This window comes from Anabaena sp. AL93, from assembly GCF_001672085.1.
Taxonomy (GTDB): domain Bacteria; phylum Cyanobacteriota; class Cyanobacteriia; order Cyanobacteriales; family Nostocaceae; genus Dolichospermum; species Dolichospermum heterosporum.
On the sequence record NZ_LJOU01000081.1, the window covers coordinates 1 to 14,861 of the forward strand.

18 protein-coding genes are annotated in these 14,861 nt (G+C 37.3%); 5 read left to right on the forward strand and 13 right to left on the reverse strand.

Annotation, left to right across the window (positions count from 1 at the left end; genetic code table 11):
* The 4 genes from AN486_RS19400 to AN486_RS19415 form a co-directional block, all read right to left on the reverse strand.
* A partial coding sequence (locus tag AN486_RS19400) for a transposase (RefSeq protein ID WP_290602128.1) occupies positions 1-288 on the reverse strand: 288 nt, incomplete at its 3' end.
* Positions 289-529: 241 nt separating this feature from the next.
* Entirely contained in the window at positions 530-844 is a 315-nt protein-coding gene (locus tag AN486_RS19405; protein ID WP_052149829.1) for a hypothetical protein, read from the reverse strand.
* A 154-nt stretch (positions 845-998) separates the two neighbouring features.
* A complete protein-coding gene (locus tag AN486_RS19410) occupies positions 999-2,186 on the reverse strand; it encodes a M20 family metallopeptidase (protein ID WP_053538376.1) in 1,188 nt (395 codons plus the stop codon).
* Entirely contained in the window at positions 2,180-2,395 is a 216-nt protein-coding gene (locus tag AN486_RS19415) for a hypothetical protein (RefSeq protein WP_168637124.1), read from the reverse strand. The genes AN486_RS19410 and AN486_RS19415 overlap by 7 nt, the downstream gene beginning before the upstream one ends.
* A gap of 569 nt (positions 2,396-2,964) precedes the next feature.
* On the opposite strand from AN486_RS19415, the gene AN486_RS19420 reads away from it, so the two are divergent.
* Both AN486_RS19420 and AN486_RS19425 read left to right on the forward strand, forming a co-directional pair.
* A complete protein-coding gene (locus AN486_RS19420) occupies positions 2,965-3,183 on the forward strand; it encodes a type II toxin-antitoxin system HicB family antitoxin (RefSeq protein ID WP_233455595.1) in 219 nt (72 codons plus the stop codon).
* A complete protein-coding gene (locus tag AN486_RS19425) occupies positions 3,176-3,403 on the forward strand; it encodes a type II toxin-antitoxin system HicA family toxin (protein WP_168637145.1) in 228 nt (75 codons plus the stop codon). Before AN486_RS19420 ends, AN486_RS19425 begins: the two co-directional genes overlap by 8 nt.
* A gap of 66 nt (positions 3,404-3,469) precedes the next feature.
* Here the strand turns inward: AN486_RS19425 and ilvB are convergent, their stop codons facing one another.
* From ilvB to AN486_RS19440, 3 genes are all read right to left on the reverse strand, one after another.
* On the reverse strand, positions 3,470-5,362 hold the full coding sequence (gene ilvB / locus AN486_RS19430) for a biosynthetic-type acetolactate synthase large subunit (protein ID WP_290602133.1): 1,893 nt from the start codon (positions 5,360-5,362) through the stop codon (positions 3,470-3,472).
* Between the two features lie 134 nt (positions 5,363-5,496).
* A complete protein-coding gene (locus AN486_RS19435) occupies positions 5,497-6,753 on the reverse strand; it encodes an MFS transporter (protein ID WP_290602136.1) in 1,257 nt (418 codons plus the stop codon).
* 31 nt (positions 6,754-6,784) lie between these two features.
* A complete protein-coding gene (locus AN486_RS19440; protein WP_290602138.1) occupies positions 6,785-7,342 on the reverse strand; it encodes a hypothetical protein in 558 nt (185 codons plus the stop codon).
* 168 nt (positions 7,343-7,510) lie between these two features.
* Between AN486_RS19440 and AN486_RS19445 the strand changes: the two genes are divergently transcribed.
* On the forward strand, positions 7,511-8,491 hold the full coding sequence (locus AN486_RS19445) for an aldo/keto reductase (protein ID WP_290602140.1): 981 nt from the start codon (positions 7,511-7,513) through the stop codon (positions 8,489-8,491).
* Between the two features lie 169 nt (positions 8,492-8,660).
* Here the strand turns inward: AN486_RS19445 and AN486_RS19450 are convergent, their stop codons facing one another.
* The 4 genes from AN486_RS19450 to AN486_RS19465 all read right to left on the reverse strand — a co-directional run bounded on the left by AN486_RS19450 (position 8,661) and on the right by AN486_RS19465 (position 10,396).
* Positions 8,661-9,230, reverse strand: coding sequence for a hypothetical protein (locus tag AN486_RS19450; RefSeq protein ID WP_233455596.1), 570 nt, complete (start codon positions 9,228-9,230; stop codon positions 8,661-8,663).
* 294 nt (positions 9,231-9,524) lie between these two features.
* Positions 9,525-9,908, reverse strand: coding sequence for a hypothetical protein (locus AN486_RS19455; protein WP_290602142.1), 384 nt, complete (start codon positions 9,906-9,908; stop codon positions 9,525-9,527).
* On the reverse strand, positions 9,905-10,147 hold the full coding sequence (locus AN486_RS19460) for a site-specific DNA-methyltransferase (protein WP_290602167.1): 243 nt from the start codon (positions 10,145-10,147) through the stop codon (positions 9,905-9,907). Before AN486_RS19460 ends, AN486_RS19455 begins: the two co-directional genes overlap by 4 nt.
* Positions 10,148-10,159: 12 nt before the next feature.
* The gene (locus tag AN486_RS19465) at positions 10,160-10,396 is read right to left on the reverse strand and encodes a site-specific DNA-methyltransferase (protein ID WP_053538366.1); all 237 of its coding nucleotides are present in this window, start codon (positions 10,394-10,396) and stop codon (positions 10,160-10,162) included.
* A gap of 216 nt (positions 10,397-10,612) precedes the next feature.
* Between AN486_RS19465 and AN486_RS19470 the strand changes: the two genes are divergently transcribed.
* Positions 10,613-11,488, forward strand: coding sequence for a hypothetical protein (locus AN486_RS19470; protein ID WP_053538365.1), 876 nt, complete (start codon positions 10,613-10,615; stop codon positions 11,486-11,488).
* Positions 11,489-11,636: 148 nt separating this feature from the next.
* Positions 11,637-12,842 carry a DUF4336 domain-containing protein gene (locus AN486_RS19475; RefSeq protein ID WP_290602145.1) on the forward strand — a complete coding sequence of 402 codons (1,206 nt, stop codon included), beginning with the start codon at positions 11,637-11,639 and terminating at the stop codon, positions 12,840-12,842.
* A gap of 15 nt (positions 12,843-12,857) precedes the next feature.
* Here the strand turns inward: AN486_RS19475 and AN486_RS19480 are convergent, their stop codons facing one another.
* Both AN486_RS19480 and AN486_RS19485 read right to left on the reverse strand, forming a co-directional pair.
* On the reverse strand, positions 12,858-13,637 hold the full coding sequence (locus AN486_RS19480) for a DUF3226 domain-containing protein (protein WP_367142455.1): 780 nt from the start codon (positions 13,635-13,637) through the stop codon (positions 12,858-12,860).
* Positions 13,634-14,785 (reverse strand): ATP/GTP-binding protein, encoded by a 1,152-nt coding sequence (locus tag AN486_RS19485; protein ID WP_290602149.1) that lies wholly within the window; start codon positions 14,783-14,785, stop codon positions 13,634-13,636. Before AN486_RS19485 ends, AN486_RS19480 begins: the two co-directional genes overlap by 4 nt.
* Between the last annotated feature and the right edge of the window lie 76 nt (positions 14,786-14,861).

Below are 14,861 nucleotides of genomic sequence, written 5' to 3' on the forward strand. Positions count from 1 at the left end.
TTTGCTGACAAATTTTAAATTAGCTCTTCGTAAAATTGTCCGGGAGGCTTGAGTATCAGCATGGTCAATATGACCGCAGTTTTCACAAATGAACTTTTCGCCATCTCTGTTAGCTTTACTAATATGATGACAAGCCGAACATTCTTGAGAAGTAAATTTAGGATTAACGGATAATACTGGCTTACCAGACTTCAATGCCAGCCAAGCAATCTTAGAAAATAATTCGCCCCAACTGGCATCAGAAATGGAGCGATTTAACCCACGTTTTGCAGATTGACCATTAGCCATAAATCGTCCTTTCTGCCGTTTAGGTTTGCAGCGGGACTTCATCGCCTTAACATTTAGATCCTCTTGGACAATTGCCTCAGCGGTGTTAACAACTTTGCACGAGTAGGCTTTCCCCCGCGCTCTAAAGAGACGCGGCTCCCAGCCTTCCCGCAATCTCCTGGTGGAAATGATAATTAATTTCGTTGGTTGACGGTTGTGGAGTATTTTTTATGAATAGGTAATTAGCTATTTATAGCCAAATTTACCCAATACCCAACATTCTATTCACTTGTGGTAATGCTAAAGGTTTCCGTTCGATATTTTGGAAACATTCAATTTTTTTAAGTTGTATACAAGCAGTTTTGAAATTACTGATTTTTAATAAAACAATATCTTGATAAACTGCATCTTGGGGACTTTTTATTTCTGTCACTAAATCCTGTAATTGATTTTGGCTAATAGCTAAATTCAGATATTTCAAAAATACTTCTCTTTTTTTAGAACGGACACTTACTAAATACCAATTATTAGTGGTTTGTTCTGATGAGTTTGAATCTATAGTTTCGATTGGTGGCATGATTGACAGTGTAATTTTCTTGAATTTATTTAAAGAGCGAATTTTCAACTGTGATTTTTTTGATTTGTTTGACTAATTAATCATGAAAATTAAATGAATACTAGAAATCATAGTTCCGACTAATTAATCATCGAAATTAAATAAATCACACAAATCATAGTTCTGAATTTAGCCAATATTTATAAGCTGCATAAGCTAATGTGACTACTCCAGTAATAATAGCAGATTCATCAACTTCAAATTGAGGATGATGCAAGGGATGGTTAATTATTCTCTCTTCATAGCCTACACCTAAACGAAACATTGAACCAGGGGCGTGTTCTAAATAAACAGAAAAATCTTCTGCACCTAAAGATGGTTCTGGTAAAATTCGTACACAATTATTAGTCCAAGCTTCTTCCGCTGATGATTGTAATAATTGTGTTAGGGCGTTATCATTTTGGACACTGGGTACACCTCGATGATAGTTAACTTGATATTTTGCATTGTAAGAATTACAAACATTAGCAACTATATTTTCAATCCACTGTGGTAGTTTGTCGCGGGTTTCTGGGTGAAGCGATCGCACTGTTCCCAATAATTGTACTTTATCAGCAATCACATTTGGCGCTCTTCCCCCATTAATTTGTCCAATACTCAACACTACGGGACGCAAAGGATTTTGAGTACGGCTAATAGCTTGTTGCAATGATGTAATCACTTGCGCTGCAATCCAGATTGCATCTATGGCTTCATGGGGACGCGCACCATGTCCAGATTCACCAATAATAATAATTTCTAAATTGTCTGCTGCGGCTGTTAATGCACCGTAGCGAATACCCACTGAACCCGCAGGAATGGAAGGAAAAACGTGCAACCCTAAAATAGCCGCGACATTATTCATCACTCCATCTCTTACCATCCAATTTGCACCCTGGGCAATTTCCTCAGCGGGTTGAAATAAAAACCGCACCTTTCCACCCAATTCTGAGGCAATTTGGGAAAGTACCATCGCTGTCCCCAAACCTACCGTAGTATGAATATCATGTCCACAAGCGTGCATGACTCCTTTAATCCGAGAGGCATATTCTAAGCTTGTCCGTTCTTGAATGGGCAAAGCATCCATATCAGTGCGAATTGCTAAGATTCTATCGCTAGATTGAGTTCCTTGTAATTCACCAATGACACCTGTTTTACCTATACCTTCTTCTACGTGCAAGCCATTAGCGGATAACACACCCGCAACAAAGGCAGCAGTTTGATATTCTTCGCCACTAAGTTCTGGATGCGCGTGAATATGGCGGCGGATTTCAACTAAGCGGGATGATATGTTTGTTGTTAAGTCTTTGATTCGGTTTAGCATAGGAATAATTTTAATTCATTCACCTTATTTAAATCTAGAATTTTGACAGCTTTAGCTGCTACCAGCATTCTGACTAATTTTATCGGCTTACCTGCTAATTTTTCAGCATCAAAGAACACACCCAAATTACCTCTCTTTAAGATAAAAGTCTTGACATTAACACTAGATTTTACTATATATCCTAACTCTTGCAAACACATTGTGGGCATTAGCTGCGATCGCTCCTTCCCCAATATACAACAATGGGTGATGACTTTCTCTAATTAATTGAATTGCCGCATTAACTTGGGGAGGATTTCCATTTAATAGATGACTCTTTATGAATATATTTTCATTATATTATATTACCCATTACCATAATTTACTAATTTGAACTAAATTTAGATAGTTTATGAATAATATAATATCTTGCGAATTGTTAAGTAGGTGGGCGGAGGAAAATAAAAATATATTTCGTTTTTTGAAATGGCTAAAACTCAACGACAATAACGCATCGAGGTGAATTGACATATCGTTACACATTTTGGTTATTTCACGTCCACCTACTTACAGCGATTTCCAATCATATAAGGTACATCTTAGCCCCCTCATCGCTTGCGGGGAGGGGGTTGGGGGTGGGGTTCTTGTTCCGGGTTTGATGACAATTTGCTGTAATAGGTAATCAACAACAAGCAATCAAAGATTTACAAACTCAGCTTAAAATAATGAGAATATGGTAGGGGTTTAGCAATGCTAAACCCCTACATTTAATGTTAGAATAAACCTAGATGTAACCCTCATGAAAACTATGAAAAGTCGCAGTTTCACAGTCATAATTTACAAAGAAGATGATATGTATATCGCTGAATGTCCAGAAGTTGGTACAGTAGATCAAGGAGAAACAATAGAACAAGCAATAACAGGTTTAAAAGAAGCAACACGACTTTATTTAGAAGAATTTCCTTTACCAGAAACCTCTCCTAGATATGTAACTAGCATTGAGGTTACTTGTGCCTAAATTACCACGAACTTCTAGCAAAGAAGCAATTCGCACATTAGAACGTTTGGGTTTTTATCAAATTAGACAAACTGGTAGTCATATAATCATGAAAAAACAAACACTCAATGGTGAAATTGGTTGTGTTGTACCATTACATCCAGAATTAAAAGTTGGTACATTAAGCGGTGTTCTTAAACAAGCACAAATTACACCTGAAGAATTTATAGAAAATCTCTAAGAAAAGATAAACATAATATTGAATAGGTAAGGGTAAAGCATAATACTAAACCCCTACAAAATCTAACTACAACTTTGTTCCACAATCAGAACAGAAATTATGATTAGCTTGGTTTTGAGTGCCACAATTGCTGCAAGAAATTGATTCAACTGCGGTTCTTGGTGTTGGCTTAGGTAAACCAACCATTTGCGAGTTGTTCTTACCAGGGGCTACCATGGGATAGCAGTTTTCATCTCTGGTAACGTGGACATTGACAATTACAGGTCCATTGTGTGCCAGCATTTCGGCAATTTTATCTGCCAACTCTTCCCGCTTGGTAATTACCATGCCTTTGATGCCATAAGCCTGTGCTAAAAGCTCAATATCAGGCATTCCCACTTCCATGTTAGAAGATGAATAACGCTGTCCATAGAAGGCTTCTTGCCACTGACGCACCATTCCCTGCCAACCGTTATTTAAGATCAAGGTCTTGACATTAATCCCATATTGTGCTAGTGTTCCCAACTCCTGCAAACACATTTGGAAACTGGCATCACCGCTAATACAGACTACTTCTTCGTCCGGGAATGCTACCTTTACACCCATAGCCGCAGGGACACCAAAACCCATTGTTCCTAAACCAGCGCTAGAAATCCAGCGTCTTGGTCCATTTTTGAGGAATTGGGCAGCCCACATTTGGTGTTGACCGACATCTGTGGTGTAGAATGCCTGGGGCGCTTGAGTGCCAACTTCGACAATTACCTCTTGGGGAGAAATGCTGTCAGCGTGATGGGGAACAATTAAAGGATAATCTTGTTTCCAACTGTTAATTAAGTTTAACCATTCTTGATTTTGGTTAGGTGTGGCTTTAGTATTTGCGTCTTGACATCGGCGTAATAAGTCTTTTAAGACGTTTTTAACATCACCAACAATGGGAACTTCGGGAACGCGGTTTTTACCGACTTCTGCGGGGTCAATATCAATGTGAATGACTTTGGCTAAAGAGGCAAATTCATCTAATTTACCTGTAACTCGGTCATCAAATCTCGCACCAACGCAAATTAATAAATCGCAATCTGTAACGGCAAAGTTAGCGTAAGCTGTACCGTGCATTCCCAACATTCCCAAGGACAGGGGATGGTGTTCGTCAAATGCACCGATACCCATTAAGGTAGTGGTGACGGGGAGATTAAATAATTCTGCCAGTTGTTTGATTTCGTCGTGAGCATTAGCAGCGATCGCTCCTCCCCCAACATACAACAATGGACGACGACTTTCTCGAATTAATTGAATAGCCGCATTAATTTGGCGGGGATTTCCCTTGACTGTGGGACGATAACCCGGTAACTTAATCGAACCCGGTGCGACAGGAACATAATCAAATTCCTCCAATGCCACATCTTTGGGAACATCAATTAAAACAGGCCCCGGTCTACCAGTGCTGGCAATGTGAAAAGCTTCAGCGACAATCCGCGCCATATCTTTGGCATCACGGACTACATAGGAATGCTTAACAATGGGTAAGGTAATTCCGTAAATATCTGTTTCTTGGAAGGCATCTGTACCAATTGCAGCGCGGGGTACTTGTCCCGTCACCACAATCATGGGAATAGAATCCATGTAGGCTGTAGCAATCCCTGTAACTAAATTGGTTGCCCCAGGACCGGAAGTACCAAAGCATACTCCCACTTTACCAGTAGCACGGGCGTAACCGTCGGCGGCGTGGGAAGCACCTTGTTCATGTCTAACTAAGATATGTTTGACCGTACCCCCAGCTTCTATTTTATAGAGGTCATCATAAATCGGTAGAATCGCGCCACCGGGATAACCAAAAATATGCTCAACACCATGACGGATGAGACTATCTATCAACGCGAAACCGCCAGATGCCCGTTTTGGTGAGGGAACTGACGAATTAGATACGGGAGACTGCTGATTATTTTCAGATTTTGGGAGACTGATTTGAGAAGACGAAACCACAGTTAACCTCAAAGTATAGCTAAAATTAACGCCTAGATTCTGTATTTAAAACTTCATTTTAATGTAAAAATTCTCACAATTGCAGAGAAAGCCGTATTTATTAGCATTAAGAACGGATCATAATTGTACAATTTCTAGATCACATCTTGCAATACCCGCCGAGTATTTTGCCATGTCCAAACACCAATAGCCCCGACAACTATACTCATTCCGAATAACACTGCCGACAATCCAAAGGCATTAACTAGCTTTGTCGTAATTAATAGAGGTGCTGTCAGAGCGATATTAATGGCATGATTTTGAAAGCCAAAGACTTTACCGTGCATTTCTGATGGTGCTTGTTGTTGAATTAAAGTTTGCATTGGCACGTTGACAAAAGCTGCACCCACACCCAAGAAAATACAAAGTCCTAATGCTAAGGGTTGGTTATCAATAAAAATGAATAAACCCAAGGAAAACGCCATGATTAAAAATCCGATTAAAGGCAAAGGTTTATTGTATAATCTATGTCCAAAATTGCCCAGAATAGCCGCACCTATCACCATACCTACCCCCGCCGCAGCGACGAAAGAACTAAATTCTTCTGGAGCTAAATGTAACCTTGCTGCCATACCAATGGCTAATTCTATCAGGGCGGCAAATACGCAGTATAAGGTGACAATTTGCAGCATAGCATTCCACACCAGCCGATTTTGTCTGAGATAGCGCAGTCCTAGCACAAATTCCGCCCAGGGATTAATTGCGGGTGCGGTTTTGTCAATGTGTCTATGTTCTCGAAACTGAATTGGCATCATAATCACGGCAGAAATCAGGTACAAGCAGCCGACAACCAATTCTTTGCCAAAACCTTTATTAAAGATTTCAAACCAGTTTAACATCGGAGTAGCCACTGCATTACCAATAATTAATGCTGCCATCATGGTGCTACTAAATAGGGCATTAGCAGCCATTAAACCTTCCTTTCTTACCAACAAGGGAATTGACGCTTGTTCCGCTGGGGCAAAAAACTGGGTAACGGTGGAGATACCAAAGGTGAAGAATAAAAGTATCCCAAATTGTCGTGGCAGGAAGGGAATTAACACCATGAATATTCCCCGCACCACATCTGAACCTACCATAATCAGTTTTTTTGGTACACGGTCAACGATAACACCACCAGCAGAGCCAAACAATATTGCTGGTACGGTAAATGCCATGTATAAATAGAAGCGTGCATCACCGTTTATCTCATTACTGGGTAGGTAGAGTTTGAGTAAGGCAATCATTAACACAAAGAATACCTTATCAGCTAATTGGGAAATCAGTTGACCAATCCATAGGAGCATAAAACCCCGGTTTTTAAGCAGTCCGGTAAAACCGTTATTAATAGCAGTAGGTTCAGGAGGAAGCATTAGATAGTTGGGAATGGGGGATAAATAATCACTATTTCTTGTTATAACGTTCTAATAGGAAATTGAGAAATTCGGATGCACTGAGGTATTGTTTAGGTGGAGAGAAGCCAACGGATGGATTTGTCCACTGTCCTTGGACAGATTGAGGTGACTGCCACATTGATAAATGGTCAACTGCTGGCTCGGCGTAAAAGTTGTTTTCTCCCGTACCGAGGTAAGCTGAGGTCCAATGGGTGTAATGATCATGACTTAAACGATGTATGGGGAAATTGCCCCCTAGAGGGACTCCCCAACCATCAATAGCAATGAAGGCTTGAACATGACCTCCCCAAAGTTGCCATGCTGTGGCTGCACCTATACCGCCAATGACACCAGCACTAAAGCATAAGAATATAACAGGCGATTCTAGCTTATTACCGAGGCGATCGCACAAAAAATGTAAAATATGAAATGTTGATAAAGTTAAATAACCCTGTTCAGGATAAACCAGTATATCTATGGATTTTTCACCAGCTTGATTTAAGCACCCTTGGATAAAGCTTTTAGTTAATTCTGGTGCATGGATTCCCGGACAAATGATAATGGGCATTTAGTTTTTACTTTGGTATTTGTGACAGTTTTAAAATGAAAATTAAACGCAGATGCACGCGGATAAACGCGGATAAATAAAGATGATAATTATTCGGTTTAGCTTTACGGATCATTGGTATTATTCGTAAATAATTAGTTTATAACAATTGGCAAGTTTTTCTTAATTATGCTAACTCACAATTTATTAAATCTTCCTCTCATGGGTTGCGGAACTTGGGCTTGGGGAAATCAACTGCTCTGGGGATACGATGAAAGTATGGATAACCAGTTACAAGAGGTGTTTAATCTCTGTGTGAACAATGGCATCACATTATTTGATACGGGTGATTCCTACGGTACAGGTAAATTAAAGGGACGCAGTGAGTTACTTTTAGGGAAATTTGCCCAAGCATATCAAGGTTTAAATCAAGAGAATATTTGCATTGCTACTAAGTTAGCCGCATACCCTTGGAGATGGACTAGAAATTCAATTATATCAGCTTGTAATGCTTCGGCAAAAAGATTAGGACGCAATGTTGATTTGGTGCAAATGCATTGGTCTACTGCTAATTATGCACCTTGGCAAGAGGTGGGTTTATTAGATGGTTTGGGTGATTTGTATGAACAGGGTTTGGTAAAGGGCGTGGGTTTATCTAATTATGGAACTAAAAGACTTTTATGGGTGCATAAAAGATTTCAGGAAAGAGGTATACCGATTAAAACTTTGCAGGTGCAATATTCACTTTTATCTACTTATCCGGTGACGGAATTAGGTTTAAAAGATGTTTGTGATGAGTTAGGAATTACATTAATTGCTTATAGTCCTTTAGGGTTGGGTTTATTAACCGGAAAGTTTTCGGAAAATGGCAGTTTTCCCAAAGGTATTCGGGGATTTTTATGTAAGCAGTTGTTACCAGGAATGAAGCCGCTTTTAGGTTGTTTACAGGAAATAGCAAATACCAGAAATAAAACTATGTCTCAAGTGGCTATTAATTGGTGTATTAGTAAAGGCACAATTCCCATTCCTGGGGCTAAAAGTCTGGGACAAGCACAGGAGAATATTGGGGCTTTGGGTTGGTTTTTGAGTGATGGTGAGGTGATAGAGTTGGATAATGCTACGGATAGGGTGGAGAAGAAAATGGTGCAGAATATTTTTCAGACAAGATGAAATTTCTTATAAATTGTGCAACACATATAATATATATATGTTACACAATAATATAAAAACAGTATAGGACTCACGCATCAGTCACAGAATAACGAACCACAGAGGCACAGAGGTCACAGAGAAATGGGAGTTTGAGAGGTATTTCGCGTAAGTCATAATTCATTTCAATCTATTTGGGTATCCAAATAAGTTTTCCTTTCTGACCAGGATAAGCAGATCCTTCTTTCATGCGCCACTCGAAATATACTTCAACTGGTATGTTCAGGTTTTTTGAGAGATGTAGAGTATTCCGCCATGCTAGATTTGCTTCTACTCCTTGGATCGAAATATCTATCTCTCGTAAGTAGTGGAAACCAGGGTCATTGCTCTCTCCCTTGACAACCCTTGCCAAACTAAGTTTTATTAGAGCTTCTGAAGATAAACCTTGTTTCCATGCAAGTATATGTGCCTCATCAAGTATTTTACTCCAGTTTGGCTGACGAATTTCCTTACCACCAATAACAGATCGAATAACCCTCGTATGGCGTAAATTACTAGATGCTTCAGGATCAAGAACTAGATATTTTTCGCTCTCCTCTGATTTTTGTGTCTCTATATCACCCGATTGCTGAGGCTTTTGACGTGCTTCATATTCACTCAACAGTCGCTCAATGACAGTAACAGGGGTGTCTTCAAAGGGAATAGCTATAGCTTGGAGTCTTTGGTAGATAAGATCAGGTATTCTAATGACTGGCATCATATTTATGATATCTAATTTTTCTATATATTTGTAACATATATATAGAAATGATGTCAATAGGAATCGCGTAATTAGAAAAATAAGTATTTTATACGTATTGCAAGCTTTTTTGTGTAATTTATTACTTCTACAGAAATTACCACTAATCATTCTCGCGTGAAGAGATGTAATTTATAGTTCAATACAATTCAGTTAAGAATTTGTTCTTCTATTTTCTCTGTGTCCTCTGTGCCTCTGTGGTTCGTTTTAAAAAAGAGTTTTAGGCTTAACTGAACCCTGAAAAATTACGACAACTCACCTTAAAACAAGAAAATTCCAGATAATTTCTGCGCGTGTTGCTTTAGTTAAAAATGCAGTTTCTTTATTAGCATATTTAGGAAACTTACTTTTAAGAAATGGTGTAGTTACCTTAGTATCAAGCACTCTTGCAGAATATCCATTGATAAATTTAGCCATGTGTAACCTAATATCTTGCTTAGGTTTAATTATTTTCTTGAGTAGGGTGGTAATAATTACCTGAATTAAAGATTTATCGGTTTCTATTTTTTGAATAAAAATATCTACACAGTTTTTTATTTCTTGATCAAATTCTGTAAATGATTGATTTTCAACTAATTCAATTGCTTGCTGATAGGATTTTTCTAGTCTTTCTATTTCTTGATTATAATCATATTTCATATAAATAATTCCTGTTGTTGAGAATCAGATTCTTCCATACGGTTATTAGCTAAGTTTACATAATCAGGATTGATTTCAATTCCTAAATAATTTCTATTTAAATTTCTAGCTGCTATACAAGTTGTACCACTACCACAAAAAGGATCAAGGACAAAATCACCTTCTTGAGTTAATAATTTAATCAATTCTTGAATAATATACATCGGATAAACTGCTGGACGATGATTATTTTTAGTAATCTCTACAGGACTTTAAATGATGTCCTTTTTCATCGTGTTCCCCAAAATTCTAATAATAGTAAAACCATTATTTTTGATTTGGTTATTTCTTCCTCCATCTTGTCCACCATTTCCATAATTACGTTGCTGAAAATATGGTGGTGAAGTAATGATTAAATCAAAAGTATCATTTTCTATTTGTTTGAGTACAGATAAATTATCCCCAAGAATAATTTTATTTTTGAGGTCTGATATTGCTCGTAATTTCATGTGACTTTATGCAATTTAAATTTAATCTCTAATTATGTATTTCAGTGTAACAGGCTTTGTATTTTTTAAAACATTCTCTCAATAAAATTTAATAATTTAACTTTTCAAGCATCAATCACACGCACATAAGCACTACATCAGAAAAACGTGATATTTTGAGTATAATGTAAGTTACAGGTTAAATACTCAATATTCAAGAATACTATAAAATTAGCAATGCTAGAAAAATCAAGATTATCTTTCCCAACAATTCCCAAACCTAGTTATCAACCCCAAAGCCAAGATACAGCAATAGAAGCTGATATTTATTTCTTTCAAAAATGGCGACAATTATCATTAAAACAACGCATAGAAAGATTTATTAGCCATGAACGAGGAGTTAAAAAACTATGTCTGATAGGAATTAAATCTCGAAATCGCAATTCAACTATACAGGAAATTCGTAATTTATTTACCCGTGCTGTATTAGGAGAAAAATTTACTCCTGATTTTCAACCAAAAGGTATTAAGGAAAATATGTGGATTCAAGATTCAATTTCTTTAGCAGGAGAACTACATCAACTTTTTGAGTCAATTAATATTGATTATTATGTAAGTAGAGGTGTTGCTAGTTCTATTCATGGAGAACCACGTTCTACTCGTGATTTAGATTTGGTGGTAGAAGTTAAACCAAATCAAATAGATTTGCTGGTAAAAACTTTAGAAGCATTTGGATATTATTGTCCAGTAGGTGCGGTAGAAGATTTGCAAAGAGGTTTGGGAAATATGTTGAATATTACCCATACAGAAACTATTGCTAATGCTGATATTTATATTACTGATAATTCACCTTTTGCAATATCTCAAATGCACCGAAGAATATTAGTTGATTTAGATGGAATTCCTGCTTTTTGGATAGCTTCAGCAGAAGATATTATTTTACAAAAATTGCGCTGGGGAAAGGGAAGTAAATCAGAAAAACAATGGCGTGATGCTTTGGGGATAATTAAGTTACAAGCAGAAACTTTGGATTATGGTTATTTAATAGAATGGGCAGAAAATTTAGATTTAGTTGCTGATTTGAGTGAGGTATTAACTCAAGCTGGAATATGAAATTAATATGAAAATTACTCATGTTGGAAAACCCAATCTTTCTAAAAAATCAATAATTTTATGTTGATCACCCCCATAATTTGCTAAACTCCAAATTTAGAAAAGCAAACAAAAATCTGAGTATTGGGAATTGAGAGAGGTTCGCAAAGTGGTGGAAAGTGGAGATATAGAAAAAATTCATCCCCAGGATTTTTCATGGCGGTTTTGGCCTGTTGTGCCAATTTATCCTTATGGTCAACGGCGCACTATCCGTAAAGAAGTTATTAAAGATACTATCTGGACTTTTGATCAATTACAGGGAATTTTCTATGTAGTTGTGCCAATCCGCATGACTGTAGTTAAGCTGGAACAGGGCGGTTTGCTGGTTTATGCACCTGTCGCACCGACTGGAGAATGTGTCCGGTTGCTGAATGAGTTGGTGGCAGAATACGGTGATGTTAAGTATATTATTTTGCCTACGATATCGGGAATAGAACATAAGGTTTTTGTTGGTCCTTTTGCGCGACGCTTTCCCGCTGCACAGGTTTTTGTTTCCCCTGGACAATGGAGTTTTCCCGTAAATTTGCCTTTAAGTTGGTTGGGTTTACCTGGTAAACGGACTCACATACTGCCTGAAAATAGCCAGGAAGCTCCTTTTGCTGAGGATTTTGATTATGCAACCCTCGGACCGATTGATTTGGGGTTGGGTAAGTTTGCAGAGGTGGCTTTTTTCCATAAGCGATCGCACACTCTCTTACTTACAGATACCATAGTTTCAGTACCAGCAGAGCCACCAGCAATTGTTCAACTTGACCCCTACCCCCTACTCTACCACGCCAAGGATAAAGCCTTTGACATCGTTGCAGATACGTCAGCAAATCGCCGTAAAGGGTGGCAGCGAATCACATTATTTTCCTTATATTTTAGCCCCAGTGTGTTAGAAGTACCTACATGGAGTGAAGTATGGCATGATGCCCAAACAGCCCCAGAACGTTCGCGCAAAGCCTATTTTGGGTTTTTCCCCTTCCAATGGCAGGAAAATTGGCAAGAATCATTTAATATTCTGCAAGGAAATGGGCGGATATTTGTTGCCCCAATTTTACAAAGTTTGATTCTCAATCGCGCCCCCCAGGAAACTATAAATTGGGCTGATAAAGTTGCTAGTTGGGATTTTCAATGGATTATTCCCTGTCATTTTGATGCCCCAATTAAAGCCACACCGCAGCAATTTCGGCAAGCATTTACGTTTTTAGAAAAATGTAGTTTATTTAGTAGTAATTATTCTTTACCGGAGGATGATTTTAAGTTATTGAGAAATATTGATTCAGGGTTAAATAAGTTGGGTATTGTCCCACCTGCAAGGGAGAAGGTGTAGAATTTAGGGTATTATTCAAGTTTCTAAATTCAACAAGTTCCTGAAAAACTTAGTTAAATTTTGAATTGCTGGAATTTGAGCTTCTGTTTCAGGACTAATCCAACTGTTATCACTAATACTTGTTTGATTAGTTTTACCTGGTTTTAGAACACTTACGACTGTAGCAATTGTCGCCTTTTCTTGGTCAAAAGGTTTCCATTTTAAAGGCTTTTTCTTCCTCTCTTCTTCAGAAAATTTATCTACATACTCTCTTGCTCTTTGCATATATTCAGGATAAACCAAATCACCACAGTCAGATATCAAAGTATCTAAAACTCCTTGTTGAGAATTATCTGGTAATATATAAATTCCTAATTTTGGTGAACCTCCTATGATATTACCAGTTGCATTGACTGTAATAGGAAAATTAGGAAAATATTTTTTTAAACCATGATGATATTTTTCTGCAACTTTGTTAGGTGTATCGTCATCAGCATCAGCTACAATTGCAAAAGCTAAAAAAGTAGAATAATCAATATCAGATAATTTATCATTCAAATTAGTAATTAAATTACTTCCTTCACCTGCATATAAAGCGATTGATAAAGTCTCTGTATACAAAATTGCAGGCATATCAAGTCTTACATATAACTTTCCCCCTTTAGGGTAATTAGGGATAAATTTCCGCCAAAAAGGATCTAGTTCTGATATCTTCCCATCAAATTTAGAAAAGCCTAATAATTTACACAAAATCTTGGAGATAAAAGCCTGATCATGATTCCCCTCAACACCAATTAAAACATATTGCCGACTCACCAACGCACCTCCTGACCTAATTCTTCTCTTAACCGTCTTAATCTATGTCCATCATGTCTAACTACTTTTGTTTTTCCTTCCTTTGGTTCTAAGCGATAAAGCACTAAATCTGAATCTGATTCAGTAACTCCTAATAAAGCATCAACAGCTTCAAGACTATGGGTAGTTGCAAATAGTTGAACATCCATCTCTGTACACCATTTAACTAACCATTGAAAAGAATTTTGTAGTGCTTCTGTGTGAATTGTTGAATCTAATTCATCAATTAAGAGAATACCACCTTTAGCACTAGCTAGTTTAAGAGCTATATGTAATAAACGACGGATACCATCACCAAAAGTGCTAACTGGTGCAAGTCCTAGTTTTTTATGTTGAATATATATACTAAATGTAGATGTAGATTGTGGCGGTAATAGAATTTCTATATCCGAGATATTGTTATCTATTTTTTGAAGTAACTCCAGTACATCTGCTTGAAAGTTTTTAAATCTTGCCTCTGAAAATAACCGAAATGGTGATTCAAAACGGTGAGATACAGGTGTAACTATAGATGTACATAAGCTTAAACCTGGCTCTCTTTTTCTAGATGGCCTAGCTAAAACTTCATTTTCCCATAACTGGAAAGTTTCTATGAAATGAGGAGTATTATCAAACAAATGTAATTGTTTTGTATATACTTCTATTTTAAAATCAATTCCTTTTCTTAATCCTGTTGCATCATCATGATCAATTTCATCATCTGTAATATCAATAGAATTACTTCTTCTTTTGTTTGTAGACAGGGATATTCCCTCTATCTGCTCATAACTAGCTTTTAATTGTTTAATAAAATAAGCACCATCACTAGATATAAGAATAGTTGGTTTATTAATTTCTGGATTTATAAGTTCAGTATAGCGTGTAAATAACCATTTTAAAGCATCTATTGGAGGAATACGATCTTGTCTACTTTCTGCGTCTCTTTGAAGTGCTGTACTAAACCATTCTCTAATATCCAGTGGATGACAGTAAACAGATAATGCTTCTAGAACACTGGTTTTACCTGAATTGTTAATACCAACAAGCAGGTTAATACGTCCGAGATCCCTTAGTTCTAAGTCTCGAAGTCCTCTAAATTGGTGAATTGTGACGTTTTCTAAATTGCTCATAGGCTTATTTTAGCTCAAGCTGTATACCATAGATTATTTTTCTGAAAGCTGTCAATACATAACATACCATATTGAT

What these genes read in the sequence shown, in the direction of transcription:
- AN486_RS19485 (WP_290602149.1), bottom strand. Translation starts at nt 14,785, where the DNA reads ATGAGCAATTTAGAAAACGTCACAATTCACCAATTTAGAGGACTTCGA.
- AN486_RS19470 (WP_053538365.1), top strand. Translation starts at nt 10,613, where the DNA reads ATGCTAGAAAAATCAAGATTATCTTTCCCAACAATTCCCAAACCTAGT.
- AN486_RS19455 (WP_290602142.1), bottom strand. Translation starts at nt 9,908, where the DNA reads ATGAAATATGATTATAATCAAGAAATAGAAAGACTAGAAAAATCCTAT.
- AN486_RS19435 (WP_290602136.1), bottom strand. Translation starts at nt 6,753, where the DNA reads ATGCTTCCTCCTGAACCTACTGCTATTAATAACGGTTTTACCGGACTG.
- AN486_RS19440 (WP_290602138.1), bottom strand. Translation starts at nt 7,342, where the DNA reads ATGCCCATTATCATTTGTCCGGGAATCCATGCACCAGAATTAACTAAA.
- AN486_RS19450 (WP_233455596.1), bottom strand. Translation starts at nt 9,230, where the DNA reads ATGATGCCAGTCATTAGAATACCTGATCTTATCTACCAAAGACTCCAA.
- AN486_RS19445 (WP_290602140.1), top strand. Translation starts at nt 7,511, where the DNA reads ATGCTAACTCACAATTTATTAAATCTTCCTCTCATGGGTTGCGGAACT.
- AN486_RS19465 (WP_053538366.1), bottom strand. Translation starts at nt 10,396, where the DNA reads ATGAAATTACGAGCAATATCAGACCTCAAAAATAAAATTATTCTTGGG.
- AN486_RS19415 (WP_168637124.1), bottom strand. Translation starts at nt 2,395, where the DNA reads ATGCCCACAATGTGTTTGCAAGAGTTAGGATATATAGTAAAATCTAGT.
- AN486_RS19410 (WP_053538376.1), bottom strand. Translation starts at nt 2,186, where the DNA reads ATGCTAAACCGAATCAAAGACTTAACAACAAACATATCATCCCGCTTA.
- AN486_RS19420 (WP_233455595.1), top strand. Translation starts at nt 2,965, where the DNA reads ATGAAAACTATGAAAAGTCGCAGTTTCACAGTCATAATTTACAAAGAA.
- AN486_RS19405 (WP_052149829.1), bottom strand. Translation starts at nt 844, where the DNA reads ATGCCACCAATCGAAACTATAGATTCAAACTCATCAGAACAAACCACT.